22 protein-coding genes are annotated in these 22,244 nt (G+C 47.6%); 17 read left to right on the top strand and 5 right to left on the bottom strand.

Translation table 11 applies throughout. From position 1 onward, the window contains the following. The first annotated feature begins 136 nt into the window (after positions 1-136). The 7 genes from HPY28_RS19730 (at position 137) to HPY28_RS19700 (ending at position 8,658) form a co-directional block, all read left to right on the top strand. The gene (locus HPY28_RS19730) at positions 137-718 is read left to right on the top strand and encodes a histidine phosphatase family protein (RefSeq protein ID WP_069847583.1); all 582 of its coding nucleotides are present in this window, start codon (positions 137-139) and stop codon (positions 716-718) included. Between the two features lie 38 nt (positions 719-756). Continuing rightward, on the top strand, positions 757-2,997 hold the full coding sequence (locus tag HPY28_RS19725; protein ID WP_174231282.1) for a sensor domain-containing diguanylate cyclase: 2,241 nt from the start codon (positions 757-759) through the stop codon (positions 2,995-2,997). Between the two features lie 66 nt (positions 2,998-3,063). Beyond that, positions 3,064-4,062, top strand: a complete 999-nt coding sequence (locus HPY28_RS19720; protein ID WP_017250439.1) for an MBL fold metallo-hydrolase — start codon at positions 3,064-3,066, stop codon at positions 4,060-4,062. A gap of 127 nt (positions 4,063-4,189) precedes the next feature. Continuing rightward, positions 4,190-5,083: a hypothetical protein gene (locus HPY28_RS19715; RefSeq protein WP_026043240.1), complete on the top strand. Its 894-nt coding sequence runs from the start codon at positions 4,190-4,192 to the stop codon at positions 5,081-5,083. Between the two features lie 271 nt (positions 5,084-5,354). Next, positions 5,355-5,957, top strand: a complete 603-nt coding sequence (gene refZ, locus HPY28_RS19710) for a forespore capture DNA-binding protein RefZ (RefSeq protein WP_069847576.1) — start codon at positions 5,355-5,357, stop codon at positions 5,955-5,957. A gap of 47 nt (positions 5,958-6,004) precedes the next feature. Next, positions 6,005-8,452, top strand: coding sequence for a septation ring formation regulator EzrA (locus HPY28_RS19705; RefSeq protein ID WP_174231236.1), 2,448 nt, complete (start codon positions 6,005-6,007; stop codon positions 8,450-8,452). Beyond that, complete coding sequence (locus HPY28_RS19700) at positions 8,449-8,658, top strand: hypothetical protein (protein WP_017250436.1); 210 nt, start codon at positions 8,449-8,451, stop codon at positions 8,656-8,658. The genes HPY28_RS19705 and HPY28_RS19700 overlap by 4 nt, the downstream gene beginning before the upstream one ends. A gap of 237 nt (positions 8,659-8,895) precedes the next feature. Here HPY28_RS19700 and HPY28_RS19695 read toward each other — a convergent pair whose 3' ends face one another. Together HPY28_RS19695 and HPY28_RS19690 are read right to left on the bottom strand one after the other, a co-directional pair. Beyond that, positions 8,896-10,197, bottom strand: a complete 1,302-nt coding sequence (locus tag HPY28_RS19695) for a BaiN/RdsA family NAD(P)/FAD-dependent oxidoreductase (protein WP_174231235.1) — start codon at positions 10,195-10,197, stop codon at positions 8,896-8,898. 78 nt (positions 10,198-10,275) lie between these two features. Next, the gene (locus tag HPY28_RS19690) at positions 10,276-11,115 is read right to left on the bottom strand and encodes a GNAT family N-acetyltransferase (protein ID WP_173623673.1); all 840 of its coding nucleotides are present in this window, start codon (positions 11,113-11,115) and stop codon (positions 10,276-10,278) included. Positions 11,116-11,268: 153 nt separating this feature from the next. On the opposite strand from HPY28_RS19690, the gene HPY28_RS19685 reads away from it, so the two are divergent. Both HPY28_RS19685 and HPY28_RS19680 read left to right on the top strand, forming a co-directional pair. Continuing rightward, positions 11,269-12,348 (top strand): M42 family metallopeptidase, encoded by a 1,080-nt coding sequence (locus HPY28_RS19685; protein ID WP_017250433.1) that lies wholly within the window; start codon positions 11,269-11,271, stop codon positions 12,346-12,348. Between the two features lie 41 nt (positions 12,349-12,389). Further along, positions 12,390-12,905, top strand: a complete 516-nt coding sequence (locus tag HPY28_RS19680) for a hypothetical protein (protein ID WP_017250432.1) — start codon at positions 12,390-12,392, stop codon at positions 12,903-12,905. A 75-nt stretch (positions 12,906-12,980) separates the two neighbouring features. On the opposite strand, the gene HPY28_RS19675 is transcribed toward HPY28_RS19680, so the two are convergent. Together HPY28_RS19675 and HPY28_RS19670 are read right to left on the bottom strand one after the other, a co-directional pair. Further along, positions 12,981-13,118, bottom strand: a complete 138-nt coding sequence (locus HPY28_RS19675; RefSeq protein ID WP_017250431.1) for a hypothetical protein — start codon at positions 13,116-13,118, stop codon at positions 12,981-12,983. 164 nt (positions 13,119-13,282) lie between these two features. Beyond that, entirely contained in the window at positions 13,283-14,530 is a 1,248-nt protein-coding gene (locus HPY28_RS19670) for an MFS transporter (RefSeq protein WP_017250429.1), read from the bottom strand. A 331-nt stretch (positions 14,531-14,861) separates the two neighbouring features. On the opposite strand from HPY28_RS19670, the gene HPY28_RS19665 reads away from it, so the two are divergent. From HPY28_RS19665 to HPY28_RS19650, 4 genes are all read left to right on the top strand, one after another. Beyond that, complete coding sequence (locus tag HPY28_RS19665) at positions 14,862-15,086, top strand: hypothetical protein (protein WP_017250427.1); 225 nt, start codon at positions 14,862-14,864, stop codon at positions 15,084-15,086. A 133-nt stretch (positions 15,087-15,219) separates the two neighbouring features. Then, positions 15,220-15,531 (top strand): YtrH family sporulation protein, encoded by a 312-nt coding sequence (locus HPY28_RS19660; RefSeq protein ID WP_007720892.1) that lies wholly within the window; start codon positions 15,220-15,222, stop codon positions 15,529-15,531. Next, positions 15,528-16,073, top strand: coding sequence for a sporulation membrane protein YtrI (locus HPY28_RS19655; protein WP_017250425.1), 546 nt, complete (start codon positions 15,528-15,530; stop codon positions 16,071-16,073). The genes HPY28_RS19660 and HPY28_RS19655 overlap by 4 nt, the downstream gene beginning before the upstream one ends. Before the next feature lie 56 nt (positions 16,074-16,129). Continuing rightward, the gene (locus HPY28_RS19650) at positions 16,130-16,906 is read left to right on the top strand and encodes a sporulation protein (RefSeq protein WP_017250424.1); all 777 of its coding nucleotides are present in this window, start codon (positions 16,130-16,132) and stop codon (positions 16,904-16,906) included. A gap of 70 nt (positions 16,907-16,976) precedes the next feature. On the opposite strand, the gene yjcZ is transcribed toward HPY28_RS19650, so the two are convergent. Next, positions 16,977-17,066: a sporulation protein YjcZ gene (gene yjcZ, locus HPY28_RS19645; protein WP_007720887.1), complete on the bottom strand. Its 90-nt coding sequence runs from the start codon at positions 17,064-17,066 to the stop codon at positions 16,977-16,979. Positions 17,067-17,253: 187 nt separating this feature from the next. Here yjcZ and codY point away from each other — a divergent pair, with 187 nt between their 5' ends. The 4 genes from codY (at position 17,254) to HPY28_RS19625 (ending at position 22,233) form a co-directional block, all read left to right on the top strand. Then, positions 17,254-18,030 carry a GTP-sensing pleiotropic transcriptional regulator CodY gene (gene codY / locus HPY28_RS19640; protein WP_017250422.1) on the top strand — a complete coding sequence of 259 codons (777 nt, stop codon included), beginning with the start codon at positions 17,254-17,256 and terminating at the stop codon, positions 18,028-18,030. A gap of 206 nt (positions 18,031-18,236) precedes the next feature. Then, the gene (locus HPY28_RS19635) at positions 18,237-19,730 is read left to right on the top strand and encodes a M81 family metallopeptidase (RefSeq protein WP_017250421.1); all 1,494 of its coding nucleotides are present in this window, start codon (positions 18,237-18,239) and stop codon (positions 19,728-19,730) included. Then, entirely contained in the window at positions 19,731-20,609 is an 879-nt protein-coding gene (locus HPY28_RS19630) for a MurR/RpiR family transcriptional regulator (RefSeq protein ID WP_017250420.1), read from the top strand. A 25-nt stretch (positions 20,610-20,634) separates the two neighbouring features. Further along, a complete protein-coding gene (locus HPY28_RS19625; protein ID WP_017250419.1) occupies positions 20,635-22,233 on the top strand; it encodes an ABC transporter substrate-binding protein in 1,599 nt (532 codons plus the stop codon). Positions 22,234-22,244 lie beyond the last annotated feature (11 nt).

Genomic DNA, 22,244 nt, shown 5'->3' with positions numbered 1-22,244 from the left:
GCTATTTGCAGAAAGGAATGAAATATAGGAATTTTGTACCAAATGTTTTTTTATCAATCTAGAATTGTGAACATGCATCTTATATAATAAGAAATACTATCGAATAGAATACAGAACGGTAAGGAGATAAATTGTTTTGGAAACCATCATGTATCTCATTCGTCATGGAGAGACGGAGTGGAATCAGATTCGTCGTATACAAGGCCACAGTGACATCGCATTGAACGAGCTCGGGGTACGTCAGGCCGAGCGAGTAGCAGACAGGTTCCAAGGCGAGAAGATTCACGCTTTTTATTCGAGTGATCTCAGTCGGGCACACGATACGGCTGCCAAGATTGCTGGTAACTTCCAATCCTCTGTTTCTACGCGGACAACCTTGCGGGAGCGCTGCTATGGGGAGTGGGAGGGGCTCACCTATGAAGAAATACGTGAGCGATTTGAGAATCAGGATGAAGCCTCCTGTGGAATTGAGACATTCGAAGACATGCAGCGACGAGCTGTAGCTGCCATGACAGAAATAGCAGGGAGCCACCCAGGTGAGGCGATTGTCGTTGTCTCGCACGGCGGTCTCATTAATAGCTTCTTGCATTATGTGACGGTAGGAGAACAAGGAACGGGTATCACACGTATCGATAATACCAGTATTACGATATTTCGGTATGTAGATCGTAGGTGGGAAGTTCTATCCGTTAATGATACAGACCATTTGAAAGCTTGAGAAAATGCTGAGAGAGGGAGTTTCTCGTGTCAAGTAAAATGTTGGGGAAGTTAGAGACGGTCTTTTCCTACACGGCCCATTTTATCTTACAATCTTGGCCGGAAAAGCGCCCAGGCATCCTTTTCTTGACAGATTCCGGGGGCCGCGTAATCAACTTCATGGAAATGCAGGTTGGTCCATCTCGGAATTCTCAAGGGCTTACCCTGCAACACGATGTATCGATTGGCAAAGTCTTTGATTTTATTTTAGAGGCACTTTCCTCCAAAGAGATCGTAGTCAAAACGAGAAGTGAAACGAACAACGTGTGTGGAGCCTTTCCTTTGTGTGAAAAAGATGGAAGGGTTCGAGCTGTCATTGGCATGATAGCACCCGGAGACCATATCCATTTCGATTTGTCATCCTACATGCGCGGGCTAGAGCCGTTGATTCGCATGGGATATGATGCTTATATTCAACACGTCACAAGCCAGATTGTCATGGATTTGACGTTGCATGATACGACTAAAGAGCTGCTGCAAAGCTTGACGGGTCAGATCAGTGACATTATCCAAAAAGGCTATTGTTCGGCCGTGAAGCTCGCGGACAATGCCACATTGATTCCGCAGGAGAGCGTAACAACGCAAGCGGTCGAAGTTGGACAAACCCACATTGCCCAACTGGTTTCCAGATTCGGTACGACGCCGATCATGCCTTCCATTTTAGACGACCACAGGCTTGTCGTCGTTCCTGTCTCCTTGAACCAAACACCGCTCTACGCACTTTTTTTGCATCTGCCACCCGAAGAGTCAGATTGCGTGTACGATGAACGGGATGTTGCTTTTTTGCAGGAAGTAGGCGCGAAGGCAAGCTGTGCGCTTTGGCGTTCGATCATGTCGGACGACCTACGCCGTGAAGCGAGCAAAAAAGATTTGTTGTATCAGTTGATGTCAAAGATTCAGGCATCGATTGATGTGAATGATGTTTTGCATGAAATCGTGACGAGCATTCCCAGCCTTTATCCGTACTTGTCGGCAGAGCTTTTCCTGACGGTTGAACCCAATGCAACCACCCCGGTCAAACAGCTTTCTTTTCAAGAAGTAGAGCCGTCTACCAGTACCAAGGCCTATTTGGAAGGACGTCTCATTGCCGAAGAAGTGGGAGAAGGGGAGCAACAGGTGACGGTGATCGCAGCGCCACTCTTAGGCAAGCAGGGAATCTACGGAGTATTGCAAGTGACGTCCGATCAGCGAATCACCTTGAATCAGCATGAAAAGGATTACATCTCAATCTTGGCGGATACGGCTGGCACTGCGTTTGAAAACGCACAGCTCTATCAGCAATCGCGCAATTTGATTCGAGAATTGCGTTTGATTAATGAGATGGCGCGCCAGTTGAACAGAAGTCTTGATTTAAAGGAAATTCTCGATTTTGTTACGACGATGATGCGGGCTACCTTTGATGCAGAGTTTTGTGCTATTTTGCGAAAAACGCCAGGAGAGGATTGCTTCGATGTGCTCTCTTCCTCCATTCCAGCGTTCAATGGCATGGCTATCGATTCTACAGAAAAGCCATTTCAGCAAATCTTGCAAAACAAGCAGGCATTGCTGCTGGCACAACCAGGGGCAGGACCGCTTCCTTTTTCGCTCTTTTCGTGCTGTTCCTTCATGGGGGTACCGCTCGTTGTTGAGGGGGAGATTAGTGGAGTCCTTTTAGTCGCAGATTCCCGTTATCATTTTTTTAGTTTTGACGACTACAAACTCCTCGAAATATTTGGACAACATGCGAGCTTGGCAATGACCAACGCCGTCCTGCATAATGAAATGGAACGAATGGTCATTACGGATAATTTGACAGGTCTGTACACGAGAAGACATTTGAATGAACGAGTAAGAGGATCATTACAAAAAGACAACTATGGCTCGTTGATCTTGATCGATATTGATTATTTTAAAACCGTGAATGATACATTTGGCCATCAGGTAGGGGACGAAGTGCTGATTCAGGTCTCCAATCTGATTCGACATAGCATCCGAGACAGTGATATCGCGGCAAGATGGGGTGGAGAGGAACTCGCTGTATATTTGCCGCGTGTGGACAAAAACACCGCGCATTCCGTGGCAGAGCGCATACGGGAATGCGTCGAGCAGGAGACGTCTCCACAGGTCACGATATCGTGTGGACTAGCGAAATGGAGCAGGGAGATGGATGTAAACCTGAGTGTAGAAGCGCTGTTCCATCAAGCAGACATTGCTTTGTATGAAGCCAAAAATTCAGGTAGAAATCAAGTTGTTCTCGCCTAGAGCCAAAACAATGGCTCTTTTCTCTTTTCGGAAAAAAAGGCAAAAAACTTGAGGGGTAGATAAAAAATGACAACGAACGATGGCAAGCAAACGATCGCGACCCTAGTAGCACCTGATATTTTTTGTCTGGAAATACCTACACCTTTTGATGTGGGGGCAGTAAACGTCTACTTGTTAAAAGGGGAGCGCTTGACCTTGGTTGATGTGGGTCCATTGACCGACGATGCGTGGGCGGCCTTAACAGAAGGCTTAGAATCGATTGGGGTCAGCGTGGAAGATATCGAGCAAGTCATACTGACGCATCATCATGTGGATCATTGCGGGCAGTTAGAAAAAGTACGGGAACGATCGGGAGCGAAGACGTTTGCTCATCCGCAGGCAACACCTTATGTACAGCAGGATGAGCAGTTTATGACTTTTCATGATCAGTTTTTCGAAGAGCTGTACATCCAGAGTGGCGTACCAGAAAAAATGATGGTCATTATCTCGAAATTTCACAAGCTGATGAAGACGTTTTCTGCGCCAAGCCAGATTGATTTTCATCTGAAGCATGAGCAAAAGGTACCGTACTTGGAGGACTGGCAGGTACTGTATACCCCAGGACACAGTCAAAGCCATCTGTCGTTGTATCGGGCAAAGGATCAAGTCATGATTGGTGGAGACCATATCATCAAGCGAATATCATCCAATGCCTTCATTGAACCACCCCGGAATCGTTCGAGTACAAGACCACTGACCTTGATTCAATACCGCACAGCGTTGCAAATGTGTGCGGACATGGAGATCAAACAGGTCCTCAGTGGACACGGTCAACCGGTTTACAACCATCGAGAGCTCATACTCGCTCGACTGCAAAAGAACTGGGAGAGAACAGACACGCTCCGCAGGCTTCTTGCAGATGGAGAAAAGACAGCTTTTGAACTGAATGCTCTCTTATTTCCAGGTTTGTACCAAAAAGAATTGCCATTGACGCTATCCGAGACATTAGGGCACATAGATTTGTTGATGATTCTCCACCAGATTGAAGTGAGAGAGCAGGATCGCATCTTGTATTTCCACCTGTAAAACCTGATCGTACAAGAGAGGCTTGCAAGTAGAATAAGCCTATTCCTCCCCGGAAACGCTAAAAGGGACTATTACTCTGGGACCCCACATGAGGTTAACCCAGGGTAGCCGAGGGAGGGTAGCATCTATGCAGAAGTATTGGCCCATTTGCGTGATGGCTCTTGTGTGTACAGTTGTTGTAGGTGGCTGTAATCAAATGAGTGTGAAGCAGGATGCGAATACAACGTTTGAGCAGGTACGTGACAAGTTCGATGCGCAGAAATCGTATGCGTTCTATGGGCAAACCAAGCTGTTGACGGCGAATAGTGCCAATGCGAACATGGTTAACTTTTCGGGCAGAAAGGACGGAGAGGCTGTTTACATGAACGTGAAGCTCTCTGTCCCAGAAGAAAACAGAGTGGACAACTTATCCTTACTTAGTCATGGGAACAAGCTGTATACCAAGCATGGTCAAAACGAAAGCTGGAAACATGTCGCAGGGGATAGTCCGGCCCTGCATCAAGAAATGAACAACTGGAACCCTATGGCTTCCTTTCAGCAAATCGACAACATGAAAAGAAACGTTCGAATGCTGCCTGATGAGAATCCAAAAGACGATTTTGAGGCGTTCGGAGTTGTATTGGATTCTTCCAAACTAAAGAGTTGGCTTGTTTCCCAAATGCAAGAACAAACAAAGTCGGGAGCAAAAGTCCAATCGATAGCAGGGCGAGAGAAACCCTACATACCGAAGCTAAAGATAGCGATGTCACTCTCGGAAGGCAATTGGAGAGGGACACCTGCACAACATTCTGGACCCACGATTCAGTCCAAGAAAAAGGTGGACGTAAACGAGCTCGTGAACCAGATGGAAGTGGAGGCAGAGTATACGATTCACTACAACAAAAAAACGATGCTCCCCACGAACATGACGATGTCCATTCGATCAGCGTACGATTTGAACGATCAGCGTGTAAAAGAGCATACGCAAGTAGAAACGTATTTGCAGCAATACGGAGCAGTAGCCCCCATCACAGCTCCATAGGAAAAAAGCAAATAGGGAGTAAGAGTAATCAAGTGAGACGTTCCTCTTGCAAAACAGACAGGAGCGTCTTTTTTCTGTCAGGGAAAATTTAAAAATAGAGGTAACGTGTTTGATGCTTTTTACGTACTTCTTATGTGGAAGAAAATCTATGCGATAGCGGTTTTTTTCGATGGAATCAGCATTTCTAGAAGGAACTCTGGAAAACATTGTCGAACATACAACAAGACTATCTTTTTTCGTCGAATAATCTGTACAATGGGAAAGATGCCTGATGGATCAGACGAAAATGCGTATTTTATCCGCAGCAGCGAAGCTTTTTGATGTTCATGGCTACAAAGGGACCTCCGTAAGACAAATTGCCTCTGTTGCTCAAGTAAATTCCGCGCTGATTTCCTATCACTTTGAAGGGAAGCAAGGAGTCTTGGAGACGTTGATTGCTTCTTACTTTGAGACGTTGTTTCGCCTTTTGGAAGAACTGGAAAACGAGCAGGAAAACATCCCTGCCTATCAACGATTGGAACAAGTTGTACAGCTGTATTTGCAGTTTCAATGTGAGCATGCGCCTATCACGCGTTTGATTCATCGTGAGCTGAGCGTAGAATCCATGCTTGCACGTGAAGTGATGACGCTATATATGAGCCGCTGGAAGCACGGTCTTTCTCGTGTGATCGAGTGCGGTGTCGTCTCGGGTGAGTTTTTGCCCGTCTCTATTGATTGTACAGTGCTGGCTATGACGAGCCAGATGATATATCCATTTTTGCAACCACAAATGGTTCGCCAGGTCTATGATCTGGAACCATCTTCCGAGGAGTTCGTCCAATGGCTGCAAACCTCGATTATGTGTTATCTGCGAGGTTCTTTGCTGCCCGTTTAGGCGTGACCTCTCCCAATGAATGATTCTAGTAAGGGGATGTATGACAAGTGAAACGAAAACTATTCATGCTCTGTTTGGCAGGCATGTTGTTATATACGAATCCGGCTTATGCGACGCCGTTTCCAGATAAAAAAGAAGAAGTTATTCAGGACGCTGACAACTATTTGAAAAAAGAAGACAGGACCACCTTTGCCAATTCATTGAACGGCATACCGGGCAGCTACAAAGTCGTGGTAGTGGAAAGCACTGCACCAGAAGCTGAATCTCCGGATATCTACGCGCAAAAGCTGTTTGACAATTACAATTTAGCTGACGATGCACTCATGATCGTACTCGACATAAACACCGAACAGCTGGGGATTTATGCAGGTCCTAGCTTACAGGCAAGAGGTGCCACAATGGCATTGCTGCATGACAAGATCGCGTCTTTCTATGAACCATTCCGTACACAAAAGCAGTATTTGACCGGGATTCAGACCTTAATTGCGGAAGTAAACCAAGAGCTTAGCCGCATGGAAAGCAAGCAAGCAACAGCAAAACCGGGTGAGACCGACGCAAGTAAAGCGGGAGAGAGTGAAAGCAGTAGTGCTCTCGGAGGCATTCCATGGTGGATCTATCTGGTGGGGGCGGTATTTGCTGGCCTATCGATTGGCTTGATTTATGCGATGATCAGACGCCGTGCTATTTTTGCTCAAGTAGACGATGTAGAGGATTGGAAGGAAGAGCTCGTTGAGAAGCTCAATGTCATCGAGGTGGAAAAACCGCTTCGCCGTTCCAGCGGCATGACAGAAGTACGTTACCACCACTTGGCTGACAAAAAAGAAAATCTGTTGCGCATTCGCATCCCTGATGTGGAAATGATGATTCTCGATGCGGAAGAGGCTTGTGATCGCTTCCGTTTTACGTTGGCACTTGGCATGCTGAATGAGGCGAGAGAGGCCATTTCAAAAATTGAAGAAGAGCTGAATGAGCTAAAAACAGACACTTCCAAAGTGGCCGTTACCAAGCAAGAAAACAAGGTTGTTGTTCCAGAGATCGGAAAGCAAGTGGAGCAGATGGAACGACGCTTGTCCGATTTGCGTCTGGAATACGGATTGTCTTTCCATGAGCTGAAAGCATCGCTCGATGAAGTAGACACAATGCGAAAACTCGTGAAAACTGCGCGTGCGGCAGGGGACGACATTGCTGCGTACGAAACCACACAAAAAGCGCAGCAAGTACTGGAGCAGGTAGGACAAGCAATGGAGCTCATTCCAAAGCTTGTGCAACGTGTGAAAAAAGAAATGCCGGAAGAATTCAAGCATCTGGAAGAAGGAATTGAGCAGGCCTTTCGTGACGGCTTTGATTTAAAACAGGATTCCTTGGACAATGCCCTTTTGCAGGCGAAGCAATTGGTCATGTCCGCGAAAAGCTCTTTGGAAGAGGGCAGCCTGGAATTGGTGTTGACCCATGTCAAAGCGTTCGAAGTACTCATTGATGCAACGTATCAAGCGATAGAGGATGGCGTTCTTGCCCGTGATGAAGCAGCAGCGACGGTATATACAGAAGCGGAACCGCAAGTAGAAGTGAATCAAGGCAATGATGAAACAGAAATTGTGCAGGTAGAAAAGAGAGCAGAAGTAGAAGAGGTGGAACAGGATGATTCGCTACAGGAAGTAGCTGCGACATCCGCGCCTGTGGAGCCGGAGATTCGTATACCTGAGCCGACTCCAGCTAGCAAGATCGAGCATTCTACCAGCGAAACAGATCCTGAAAAGCCGACTCATCTCCAGCAGTCGAAAGTGGAAGAAGAGCCACCGGTGCGAGGAAAATCCTCAGAGCTGAGTGAAGCTGAACGTTCCGTTTTGTTGCAAGCAATTCCTCAGCTTTTCAATAAAAAAGCACAAAAGCCTGTGCCAGCAGTTAAAGCAGAGGAGCCTGCGTACGAAGAAGAAGAGTATGAACTGGTCATGCCAAAGAGTCAGCCTGAACAGGAAGAGCTGATTCCGGAAGAAGAAGAGCAAACGTATTTGGTCATCGAAACGGAAGACGATGCGCTGGATGAACTGGAGCGAATTTCTAACACATTAGTCCGCGTCCGTCAGCAAATCAAGCGCAGCTACTTGCCGGGGATTCCGGATCAATTGAAATACATGTTTGAAGAAGTCGTGCAAACGTTGGGCCGCGTGCAAACGATCATGGAGCAATACCGCTATGATCTGGAAGAGGTGGCTATGCTGGTTCAGGACGCAAGTGATTTGGTCGGCGAAACAGAGCGGATGGCAGAACGCATTATTACAACTTGTCAGATGGCAGAAGGTGCCATTCAGTATACGAACCGTTATCGCCGCCAAAATCGCCAGGTCAATGAATTGTTGACGAAGGCAGAGATATCATTTCGACAACTAGCTTTTGCGGAAGCCTATCAGCTTGCCGAGGAGGCCCGTCTGGTAATCGAAGGCGCACCAGCCGAAGAGGACAACCGCTGGCTTCTACGTCGTAAGAAAAAGGGATGAGTCCGATGATGATCTTTCCTCTCTTCTTACTGGCAGCTGGCATTCTCGTCATGGTACAGCCGAGGACAAAACGCTGGCAATCGCGGATGAACGCTCATTTTCAAGGAGACGAAAGGCGTATTAAGCAGCGTGCCAACACGTTTTTTCTGTTGGGCCTAGCCTTTTTTTTCGCTGGGTTTGCGTATTTGTTCCGCCTTGTCGGATAAACCAATTACGACGAATAAAGCACCTGCTATGAAAAGATGGCCTAGCCTTCTTTTGTAGCAGGTGCTTTTTGTTGGGCAAAAAAAAGAAGCATCGCTCACGCAGGCGATGCCCATCTAGGAAGATAAAGGGAGTAAGGTCTGTTAAACCAGCACATTACAACTAGGGGGGAGTAATGTGCTGATTTCTCTTTTCATGAAAAGAGAACCTGATTCATAGTTTCCCCAATCCCACTTCATCTAAACGTCATTCTCGTAAAAAAATTCAAATGCTTCCTGCGCACTATGCGTACCCGCAGAATGGCCGGACGAAAAGGCGATGGTGATGTTGTAACCACCGGTATGGGCGTGGACGTCCATAACCTCGCCAGCAAAATACAACCCATCCATGAGCTTGGACCTCATCGAGCGTGGATCGATCTCTTTTACGCTTACACCACCACCTGTAATGAACGCTTCCTCAAGAGAGAGCGTCCCCGTAATGGTGAGTGGAAAAGCTTTGATCAAGCTCGTGAACTTGCTCCACTCTTGTTTTTTCATATGGCTGTAGGTCGTTTCTTCCGAAATTCCTGCCATCGCAAGCAAGAGTGGGATAATCCGTTCGGGGAGGAAGCCTTTGATTGCATTTTTTACTGCCTTTTTTGGCTGCTCCTCTATCAACTGCCAGCTTTCCGCCATGATTTCCTCGGCTGTTCTGTCAGGCATGAGATCGATCGTCAGAGATAGAGGAACCGCACTGTATTTTCGTTGCGACACAGAGACATAGTGTCCCATGCGCAGGGAGGCGGGGCCTGATATTCCGAAATGAGTGAAGATCATATCGCCTTCTTGGGTGTTGATCTTTTTCCCATTGGGCGCATACAAGGTCATCGTGATGTCACGCAGCGATAGACCCTGAATTGATTTGTCGCGAATAAAAGAGTCATTGGCTGTAAGCGGTACTTCAGTAGGATACAGCTCTGTGATTGTGTGCCCGGCTGCTTTCGCCCATGTATAGCCATCGCCTGTAGACCCTGTCTGTGGTACAGAACAGCCTCCGACAGCAATAATCACACAAGGCGCGGTGATTTTCTCACCGGACTGGAGCATGATGCCACCGACTCTCCCTTCCGAATAGAGAACTTCTTTTACAGCGGCATTTAAATGAATGGTGGCACCTTGGCGCTTCAATAAATTAATCAATGCTTGAGCGACTGTCACTGCTTTATCTGTGACAGGAAACATACGGCCCCGATCCTCTTCTTTTAACGCGACACCCATCTCCTCAAAAAACTGGATAATCTCTCGGTTGCCGAATTGGGTGAGAGCACTGTACATGAAGCGTCCATTTCCTGGCATTTGTTTGATTAATTCATCTTGTTCCTTGGCATTGGTTACATTACAGCGTCCGCCGCCCGATATGATGAGCTTGCGTCCGAGCTTCGAGCCTTTTTCCACGAGACAAACTCTCGCTCCTTGGCCAGAAGCAGCAATTGCAGACATCAGCCCAGAGGGGCCGCCGCCTATGATGATAACGTCATAATTGTATTGTGATCGATTCATTTCATTCTCGTCCTTTGTTGTATAGGGTTGGGCAACCACCATTTTACCACAACCTGATCACCCGACGCGCAATTCTAGCTAAGATAGAGAGGACGAGGCACCTAAAATATCAGGAAATGGCTGCTTTTCTAAGGCGTAACGAACGGTGGATGGACCACGGAGGATATTCGTGACAACATATCCTTTGGCAAAATACGACGTGAACAATTCGCGCGTCATTTCTCTCCACAAGGAAGCGACGCTTATATCCGCTCGTTTTACATCTTGGAAGAAGGCAGGGACAGGGAGCAGTACTGCAGGCTCATCGCGTGACAAATCGATTTCGATAGGATGTGGAATACCATCCTTGATTTCAAAACGCAATAGGTCTGGCGCCTGTTGAAAAGAGGGAGCAGAGCTCTTTCCAGACTGACGCGATTCCACACGATTGCTTCCGATAAACCATTCCACGAGGAAACGGTCTGTCGGCAGTCCACGATTGAAGTCGTCATCGAGCTGGCCGTAGCAGTTTGGCAAATAAGTTCGAACGATACCTCCCAGCTTGGCGATGTTCAGAACACCGTTTACTGTCTCAAGCGGATCGTACGTCCATGTGATTTTGGAATAGCCCGCTGCTGCTGCTTCTTCTTTTTGCAGCCATTTCATTTGTACACCTAGCCCCTGCTTGCGATACTCTGGCAAAAAGCCGAGCATGTGCGAGCAAAGATGGGATTCTCCGTTGGTGAAGCCCGGGAAGCTGTACAAGAAGCCGATCATTTCCTCGTCATCGAATGCCCCTAAAAACAGACCACCAAACTTTTGCATGGTAAGTGTCATATGGTGGGGAATAGCAGTAGAAGGGTCCCATATTTTCCCCTCCATTGCTTCTAATTGCTCAATCTCACTGAATTCGGCCAACTTTCGCAACGTGATTGTCATCTACTTTTTCCTCCTCAAACGATTCGTGTTTTTTTCTTCATTCGGGACAAGCGCTTGCATTCCTGCTTGGGAGTAGTTGCGTCTGAATTCTCTCTCGCGGATAATAGAGAAGGATAATAGGCATGAAACTAGGGTCGAGGAGGATTTTTGGCGATGGAAAATAAATTTCAAATGGAGCTGTGGAACCGTTTGACGCAGGCACCAGGAGCGCCTGGCTTCGAAGGTCCGGTACGCGAGATTATGCGGGAATACATAAGCAGCTATACGAGTGAACTCATGTACGACAATTTGGGCAGTATTTTTGGCGTTATGCGTGGTGACGAGAACGGTCCCAAAATTATGGTAGCGGGTCACATGGACGAAGTGGGCTTCATGGTCACCCGAATTTCTGATAAGGGATTTATTTCTTTTCAGACGTTGGGAGGCTGGTGGGGGCAGGTCCTGCTCGCGCAACGTGTACAAATTATTACGGACAAGGGACCAGTCGAAGGCGTAATCAGCTCGATCCCGCCGCATGTCTTGAGCGACGATCAGCGCAATCGCCCGATGGATGTACGCAACATGTACATTGATATCGGCGTAGATTCACGTGAGGAAGCAGAACAGGTAGGAATACGGGCTGGCCAGCAAATCGTTCCGGTTTGCCCGTTGCAGGTCATGGCCAATCCACGCCGCATAATGGCTAAAGCATGGGATAATCGCTATGGTTGCAGTTTGGCAGTGGAGCTCGCAAAAGAGCTGCACGAAAAACCAGATCATCCGAATGTCGTCTACGTCGGGGCTACTGTACAGGAAGAATTGTCCGGGCAGCGCGGCGCGAAAACTGCGGCTGCGTCCATCGATCCGGATTTGTTCTTGGCTGTGGATGCGAGTCCAGCTACAGACATACCAGGTGTAAAAGACGATGGAGGCATGCTCGGCGGTGGACTTTTGATGCGCATCTACGATCCGATGTACGTCATGCCGGTAGGATTGCGTGAGCTTCTTATCTCCACGTGCGAAGAAGAGAACATTCCGTACCAGATTTATGTGGCAAAAGGCGGGACGGATGCAGGGGTCGTGCAGTACCATGGCAAGGGAGTACCGTCTGCCGTTATTGGCATTCCTTCCCGTTACATTCACAGCCATGCTTCGATCATTGATCGCGAGGATTACGAGGCAGCCAAGCGTCTCTTGTTCAGTGTCATTCGCAAGCTGGACCGTGCCACGTGGGAATCCATTTTGCCTAGATAAATGGCCTGGAGAATATCGTCGAGGAAACAGAAAGCGGAGGAGTGCTTTTGAACGCGATCAAATTGTATACACGGCGTCAGGGCGAAGCTACGTCCTTTGAATTTAATGTATTTGACAATCAATTCGCTACGGAGAATCTGGCAGTGCGCAAGGTGCTGATGGCAATGCTTGCAGCCGTTTCTAACAACTTGACCGATCTGGAAGTGGAGTACAACGATAGCATACTGGTGGAAAAGGTCGGGGCGAAGCGTGCTGGTGAACTGCTTCGCTTTCTCGGGGCAACAAAAGAGAACATGCGGGAAAATCTGAGCAATGGTGTAGTCGTCAGCCGGATCTTTCAAGTGCCTTTTACACAGGAGCACTATGAATACTTCTACAACTTGACGGACATCGCACAGCTGTCCCACTATCGCTTAAAAGAGGGCAATGAAGATCGTATCGTGTTTTATTTCACGCGCTATCTGCAACTGATTGCGCCTGATGAAAAGTCTCGCCAAGCATTTTTGGAGAGATTGGAAGGATTTTCTTTGCCGTACATGCTCGTGCCGATTGCGTAAATGAAACGAAAAAAGTCATTTTGCCCTTGCATGAAGGCGCAAAATGACTTTTTTTATTGATTGCTTGCCTGAGGGTTAGGTGGACGGACGATTTGGCCCCTCCAGTTTTTTGTCTCCATAGCCCGGTGCATCGTTTTGAACAGTTTTGGGCTGGCGATTGCGCTCATCTGGTCGATTTTGCTGTACAGAGGAATCCTTGCTTTGCTTGGTCATGTAACTACTCCTTTCCTAGAGCCATGGCTGCCAAGGCGAATTTGTTTTTTGGCGATTGCGGGAGGATACATTGTCCTCCAGTTGGATGAATAGGGAGGTGAGGGGCACTCGCCTAAGCACTTCCATTTGCTTTTCGGGTTGATACTGTGTGTGTTCCTCTGCGTTCATGTGGCACCTTCCCTTCTACGATTTTTTGAGGGCGAGTCAAGCACATTGTTTTTGTGGCGAGGAATTGCATATACGGCAAACAGACCAAGAATGGCCGCTAAAAACAGCGTAAGCACTCCATAGCCGATCCATGGATAATGGCTGCCGACTCCTCCTAGCTTTTCAACCATCGCTCCACCCAATCCCGTCCCAAGAGCCGTTCCAAGACCAGATACGAAATTGGAAAAGCCAAAGTACGCTCCCAGCCATTCTTCCTTTGCGAAATGAGTGACGAGACTGTCCAGCATCGGCATAAACAGCATCTCACCCAAAATGAAAAGAATCGCAGCCCCGCACAGTGTAAGAAAGTGGTTCGCCCATCCCATGAGCGTAAGCCCTGCACCCAACAAGATCGTTCCCATCGTTACAGACAAGTACGGATTGATGCGCTGTAGAACAAAACGTGAGATAAACCCTTGCAAGACGACGACACTGAGCGAGTTGATCGTCCAAATGAGGCCAATCATCGTAGCGGAATGCAGGACATGCTCTCCCCGCAGTGGCAGGATCATGGCGAATTGAGCGTAAAGCGCCCAGATTAAGAGCGAGATCCCGGAAAAAAGCAAAAAGCTGCGATGGGTCAAGATGTGACGATACTCCTTGATCGGCGTTTGCTTGCAATCTGTTCCCACACACCGATCATCGGGGAGGATGAAGCGAGAAAAGACAGCAAGTGCTCCGTACACAAAGGCAGCTACGAGAAACGGTTGTTTTCCACCCGCAGTCATCCACGTAATGACCAAGCCAGCGACAATGATCCCGCTATGAGCGAGTATCCCTCTCCACGAGAAGGCAGCGGTTCTTTGGCTCTCATCCACTTCATCCGCGATCATGGCTTTAATGGTAGGAGCGAGCAGGCCAAGACCTAAGCCGTTGACAGCGGAGAATAACAAGAAGAAACCATAAGAATGGCTGAAGTGATAGCCTGCCATGGCACATCCTTGAAGGAATGCCCCAAAGGCTAGGATGGAGCGTTTGCCCCAGCGATCTGACATCAAGCCGCCTGCCAAGCTTCCGATTTGGTATGTGATGCTTCCCGCTGCCAAAATGATGCCGACTTGGGAGAGAGAAAGAACCCGTACCTTTTGCAAAAAGATTGGGAAGACGGGAATGACCAGATAAGAGGCCATGTGCATGAAAAAGACGACTATCAGTAATAGCAAGTAAGGCTTGTTGCGTAACAGTGATCCAGTAGAGGCTGTCATGTTCTTCTCCTCTTTGATTCATTCCTCCCTAGTATGCTCATCCTGTTTTATGAAAAACGTCTAGCCGTTTTCACAAACAAAATATAGGCCAGCACACAAAATCGATATGAAGGCAGGCAAGCGTCCAATCCAACAAGCGTGGAACGACATATACCTATAGGGAAAGGTACCATGGGCGGTAGGGAATGGTGCGAGGAGCGCGGCAGGATGAAAGGGGGATCTGACGTGAGAGGATTTGGTTTTTTCAACGAGGAAGGTTTCGAAGTGATCATCTGGATCATCGTGATCGTTTTTCTCCTCGTTATATTTTTTGACGAAGGGATAGATTAAGATGAGCGCATATCGGCCGGTTCGTCAATTGAATGACTATTACAAATCAAACGACGGTTTCAAGAAATGGATTCGTGCCAATGAGCAATGGTTCAAGCAAAATCCAGAGGTGTTTAAGCAGATGCTGCGCAATCCGAAAATGGTCAACTTGTTCACGGATCTTATGATCATGAATTCGCCGCGCATTGAAAAGAAACTGAAGAAATGGAGAAGGAACCAACGCTGACCGATCCGGCATGCTGCCAAATAGAGCATGCCGCTTTTTTATTTGGAACGCTAACAAGTCCTGTTATAAAACCGGGATGACGAGCGTAGGGATAAGCATGTGCAGCTTGTTCGAAGAAAGGATGAAGCACAACATGGCACAAGTCATTTTGACGTTTTTCGTGGCTTATGGCATTGTGGTCGGCGGCGCTCTTTCAGGTGGGGTGGGCGCATTTCTCACAGAAAAGCCCCCGCTGTTATCCATGGCCCAATTGGCTGACCAGCTCAAAATATGGGGATTAGTTGGGGCATTGGGCGGAACCTTTGATTCGTTTTTGCAGATCGAAAAAATACTGATGGGAAATTTGACACCTGTCTTTAAGCAGCTTGTGATGATCGTCGTCGCATTCTTAGGTGCCCATATCGGAACGATTTGTGTGCATTGGCTGGTACAGGTGCGCTCATGAAGGTGACTCTTTGGAAACGTTACCTCGCACTTTTGCTCATGGGGTGCGTCTTGGGCGGAAGCGTGATTTTATTTACATACGGACGCGAAATGGAACAGATGATGCTGATCAAAAAAAGCTTGGAGCTACAAAATAAAAAACTGTACGAGGAAAATCTGGAGCTGAAGCAAAATCAGCGGGTCTATCGGAAAAAGCAAGAGACCGTCATCGAAGACGTACGCGCTTCTGTACTCACTGCGGATCAGAAGCAGCCACTCCATGCCACCATTGTGGTACAAGTAGTCGATCGCGTGGAAAAGGATCTCGCTTCGTTAAAAGGGAAGAAGGTTGAGCAGGTTGCGGAGGTCCATCAGGTCTTGCATGAAATGCTGCGACGCCGCGAATACATTTTGTCTGATCGAACGACAGTGGAGGTACGAATCAAAACGGTGGTAATCAGTAGAACGCTGCATGTGTTCGTGACAGCGGACGTTATACCTGATGATGTTTGGCAAAAGATTGCGCGAAACTTTCTATTTCTTCCGCCGTATATTTCAATATAGAATATCTGATAGCCAGATTATGTAGGTCTGGGTCGGTATAAAGGAGAGGCGAACACATGTCCATGTTCAAAAAATTGTTGGCTAGTGTAGGTATTGGCTCTGCGCAAGTAGATGCACGTCTTGAGCAGGATTCACTCATTCCCGGAGATACGGTCAGAGGTGAGGTCCATATCAAGGGAGGAGATGTGGCCCAAGAAATCGACGAGATTTACATGTATGTCGTCACACACTATGAAAGAGAAGTCAACGACACCAAGACAAAGGAAGAATGCACACTTGTAAAATATCGTCTGTCTGAGCGGGTACAATTGAAACCGAAAGAAGAAACCGTTCTGCCATTCGCTTTTCAATTACCTTACGAGACGCCATTGACGATGGGGCGCCAACCGGTTTACTTGCGGACAGGTCTCGATATTAAAAATGCGATTGACCCGGGGGATTCCGATTTCATCGAGGTTCGCCCACATCCGTTAATGTCTAAAGTGTTGGATGCGGTTCAACAGATCGGATTCCAGCTGTATAAGGTAGACTGTGAATACAATCGCCACCTAGGTCGCAAACATCCGTTTGTACAGGAATTTGAATTCCGTCCGACAGGGCCTTACCGCAGCCAATTGGAGGAACTCGAAGTAGTCTTCTATCTTCGCGATGGCGAATTGGAAGTTTTATTGGAACTGGATAAACGTGCGCGAGGCTTTATGGGATCTTTTGAAGAAGCGTTTAATCTCGATGAACGCTATATTCGTTTCCGTTTAACGAATGCGGATGTGAACAAGCATACGCATGTCATTGCAGAAGCGATTGAAGCACTCATTAAGCAGCAGCTTCGATAGAGAATATACAAAAAAGGCCTGACGGAGTGAACATGACCACTCTGTCAGCCTTTTTTCTTTTATGGAGGTCTTAATCATCGCCAACGCCTACGATAGTCAACAGAACGAACAAGACGAGAATTAGCGCAATACCATTAAAGCCGCCGTTAAACAAGCTCATCGATTTTCCTCCCACACGTAAGGCGTAGTCAATTCCCTATAGGATAGTCATTGATCTATGAATCGGTGTCGAGGCTTCTACCTAATTCCTGTACACAACTTTCTTTTTAATTTTTCGATTTGCATGTATAGGGCTGGATTTTTCTGACAATACTGTGAGCATGAAGAATCCAGAGGAGGATATTATTATGAATTTGTTAGAAAAAACGAGAAAAATTAATGTGATGCTTCAAAAAACAATGGGTGGCAGCGGAGTAGGCTTCCAGGATCTCGCAAGGCTTTTATCTGAAGTGATTTCTGCAAATGTTTACATCATTACCGCAGATGGCTCGATCCTGGGAAGTGGAATGAATCAGGAAATTTCCCTGCAAGAAGACGGTCGTTCTTCCACGCAGCTGCAGGAAGGTGTACATCAAAAGCTGCTGGAAGTTACACAAACCTTGGCGAACGAGCCGGTTACCAGTCCGTACAGCCTGGTTCCAAAAGAGTTGAATTCGATCTTCCCGCAAATGATGACGACGATTGTTCCTATCAATGCAGGGGGAAGCCGTCTTGGCACACTCGTCCTGCTGCGTGCTTACGGTCAGTTTGAAACAGAGGATCTGATTTTGGGCGAGATCGGAGCTACCGTGATCGGTATGAAAATCGTTCGTCAGCGCACAGAACAGATTGAAAATGAAGTGCGCGACAAAACATTTGCCAAAATCGCACTCTCTTCGTTGTCCTACAGTGAACAGATCGCGATTGAAAAAATTATGGAGCAATTGGACGCACGCGAAGGTTTGCTGGTAGCTAGTCAGCTGGCAGATCAAGCAGGCCTGACACGTTCTGTCATCGTGAACGCTCTTCGCAAGCTGGCAAGTGCCGGTGTGCTGGAATCCCGTTCGTTAGGGATGAAGGGTACATATATCAAAGTGCTGAATGACAAGTTCCCATCTGAATTGGCAAAATGGAAAACCTCATAAATGGCATGAGCTACGAAAGAAGCTCTCCCTATACTAGGGAGAGCTTTTGTTTATGAATCAACGAGTATAGCAGAATAGATAAAACGTTCATGATTTAGCGGTTGAATAAATGATTTTCTTCCCTTTATAATGTCCACAAAGGTTGAAACTTCAAAAAAATCAAAAATTTAAAGTTCATACTTCAAGAATGAATGGAGGTTCTAAGAATGAAGGTGATTATTGGTGGGATTGCGCATGAAACAAACACGTTTTCCAATGTGCCCACGACGCTTGAGATGTTTCAAAGCTATGAGTGGGATTATCATGAAACGATTGTGAATCGCAATCGGGGCGTTCGGAACTTTCCAGGAGGGATGGTGGATCGCGCCGAAGAGCTGGGCATCGAGCTACTACCGACCTTTCTCACCTTTACGTATCCAGCGGGGACGATTTTGCGAGAAGCGTACGACCGGATTAAAAAGGAGCTTCTTGACACCATTGCTGCGACAGAAGGTGCAGACGCCATTTGTCTAGGACTTCACGGAGCGGGGGTCGTAGAAGGAATGGATGACCTGGAAGGTGACCTTCTGGCATCCGTGCGTCAGTTGGTCGGTTATGACATTCCCTTAATTGTTACGCTCGACCTCCACGCAAACATGACACAAAAAATGGTGGATGAAGCCGATGCGCTCCTGGGTGTCCACCTCTACCCACACGTGGATTGCTATGAACGTGGAATCGAAGCGATCGATCTGGCACACAAGATGGTTACGGAAGGTATAAAGCCGACCATGCATTTGACCAGACTGCCATTATTGATTCCGACATCAGCTACTCATCATTCCCCGGCACGCGAAATAAACGAAGCCTGCTGGACGTGGGAAAAGGAAGAAGGCGTCATCGACTGTGCATTCTTCCACGGATTTCCGTATACGGACATTCCTGAGCTGGGCGTTTCTGTTTTGAGCGTCACCAATAACGATCAGGAGCTCGCCAAAAAAGTGAGCGAGGATGTCGCCAGTCTGATTTGGGAAAAGCGGGATGAGTTCGAGCTGAACATGCCCGCGCCTGCCGAGGGAATTGCGATGGCACTGGAAACGGAAGGGATGCCCATTGTAATCAATGAGACCTCAGATAATCCAGGCGGAGGCACACCCGGAGACGGAACGCATTTACTGCGGGCCATGCTGGAAGCCCAGCTGACAAATGCATGCTTTGGTTTTATTTACGATCCCGAAGTGGTACAGATTGCCCATCAAGCTGGAGTAGGCGCTACCATACAGCTAACCCTTGGTGGAAAGACAGACTACTTGCATGGAGAGCCACTTGAAGTAACAGCCTACGTCAAAGCTTTGACAGATGGAAAATTCATTGCGACGACGCCGATGGGGCAAGGCGGTCATGAGAATTTTGGCAAGTCCGTTCGCTTGCAAATTGACGGGGTTGATGTACTGGTTTGCTCCGTGAAATCGCAAGTGTTGGATGAGCAAATTTTTCTGTTGCACGGAATTGACGTGACCAAATACAAGATCGTGGCCTTGAAATCAAGCACACATTTCCGGGCATCATTCGAACCGATCAGCGCACGCGTCATTACCGTTGATTCGCCGGGATTGACGACACTCAACTTCCGCTTTTTCAAATACGAGCGCGCCATTCGTCCGATTTATCCGTTAGACCCAGCCACAGAGTGGAACCTACATCAATTGACAAGGAAGTAGATGATCATGGAATCCGTACAGGAGCGCATCCGCAAGCATTATCCGGAATTGACCAACCAACAAAAACTCGCAGCCAAATACATTCTCGCCGAGCCGAAGAGCGTTGCACTGCAACCAGCCAAAGTTGTCGGGGCATTGAGCGGCACAAGCGAAACCACAATCATCCGACTATCATACGCTCTCGCCTACTCCGGGTACAGCGAATTGCAAAACGAGATCCGCAGCTCCTTATTGGAAAAAGTCCCAAAAGCTGATGCCATCCACAGTTTTCGTACAGCGGCTGTGGAGATGAAGGGGAAACAAGACCTGATTTCTTATAACATGGAGCAGGATGTTGCGTATATTCGGCAAACATTAGGGGAGCTACAAAAGGACCAACTTTTGCAAGCGGTTTCAAGTATTATGGCAGCCAAACACATTCTTGTCGTAGGGTTTCGCAGCTCCTTTGCTCCGGCCCATTGGCTCGCCTTTACACTGAATGTCGTCCGAGGAAACGCGCATCTGTACAATGGGCCAGTTGATGACGTCAACTATCTGTTGACCCAGATCAATCAGGAGTGGCTCGTGATCGCACTCTCCTTTCCCCGCTATACGAGTGAAACCATCCTGTTTGCAAAAGCAGCCAAAGAGAGAGGTGCCAAAATCATCGGGATTACAGACGATGAGCTATCTCCGATTGGACCGGTAGCCGACCAAATTTTGAAAGTCAGCGCACCTGCTCCTACTGCCTTAAAAGGAATGACGGCGATCTTTTCCATGCTGAATATTTTGATCAGTGGTGTGGTTCAGGCTGATGGTGAACAGGTACAACAAAGACTGAAAGAATACGAAGAGACAAGTCGACAAATATACCCGTTTGTGGAAGGGACAGAAGTGTAACGGCCATTGATAAGGGGGATGGGACATGAAGATTCACAAGTGGAAGCAAGGGGCCTTGAGTGTATTTGTGGCAACGGCGTTGATTGCAGGCTGCTCCTCACAGCCGACCAATCAAACGGGGAATGACACGTCGGCCAAAGGGAACACATTAGTCATCGCTTCCTTGACGGACCCAGACTCGCTTGATATGCACAAAACGAGCTGGCTCAGTATGGAAAACAGTTTAATATACGAGCCTCTATTGACCCGCGATGCAACAGGCAAACTCCATCCGGGTTTGGCAGAGAAGTACGAGATCTCGCAGGACGGTAAGGTTTGGACATTTACCCTCCGAAAAGATGTCCGCTATCACTCTGGCGATCCAATGACGGCAGCATCCGTAAAAGATTCGTTTGACCGTTTGCTTGCCATTTCTCCTGTGAAGGGGCTTGCAGGTCCAATTGAAAAAGTGGAAGCAACAGACGAGCATACGCTCAAGGTGCATTTTAGCCAACCATTTGCTCCTTTTGTTAACGTCATTGTCGGTGGATTAGTCTCACCTCTTGACGCCAAAAAGGCAAAAGAATTAGGGGATGGCTTCTCAGATAACCCATCTGCAACGGGGCCGATTATCTTTGACAAACGCGAGCGGGGTGCTTCGCTCACCTACAAGAAAAATCCTGATTATAACTGGGGACCGGAGTACGCTACCAACAAAGGTCCTCTGCAATTCGACAGCATGATGTTCCGGTTTATGAAAGACGACGATACACGCCTGATGGAATTCAAAAAGGGTACGGTCCATGTGTTGTATGATGCGCCGCCGAACTCGGTTGCGGAGCTTGAGACACTGCCCGGAGTCAAGATTGAGAAAGCGATGGACGTTGGAAACAAATACATTGCTTTTAACAATAAGCACCCGCTGTTTTCAGATGTTCGTCTGCGCAAAGCAATAGCCCTCTCCGTAGATCGTGATCCACTTGTTCAGGTAGCATTGAACGGATTCGGCAAGCCAGTCTATGGTCCATTGGCACCCACGATTTATGGCTACAGTGAAGCGATTGAAAGTAAGGCGAAGCAGTTGTATACGAGAGATTTAGGCAAAGCGAAGCAGTTGCTAGCAGAAGCAGGCTGGACGGATAGTAATGGGGATGGCATCGTAGATAAGGACGGAAAACCGTTGTCTGTAGAAATGCTCGTCTCTCAAGAGCCAGCATTTCAGCGAGCAGTGCAGATTTTGCAGAGCCAGCTGAAAGAAGCAGGTATTGATATGAAAATCAGCGTGCAAGAAATGACAACCATCAAAGAGCGCATTTCGAAAAAGTCGTATGACATGGCTTTGATGTACTATGGCTGGTTTGATGCTGATATCTTGTACCTCATCTTTGAAAAGAGCAATTCTACAAGCCGTACTCATTACAACAACCCTGAGTTGGATGTTTTACTGAACAAAGGACGTTTGGAAATGAATGAGCAGGCGCGTCTCAAGATTTACGAAGATGCACAGGAGATTTTGCTAAATGATTTGCCGTGGGTCCCTTTATGGGTTAGTGAGACGGTGATAGCAACTCGCGGCGTTAAAGGCTTCACGGTCAATCCGTACACGCAAGGTATTACGTTGCATGATGTCATGCTCGAAAAATAGACAACTGGGGT

The sequence above is a fragment of the Brevibacillus sp. HB1.2 genome (assembly GCF_013332495.1).
GTDB lineage: Bacteria > Bacillota > Bacilli > Brevibacillales > Brevibacillaceae > Brevibacillus > Brevibacillus porteri.
This window is presented reverse-complemented; position numbering and strand designations above follow the sequence as displayed.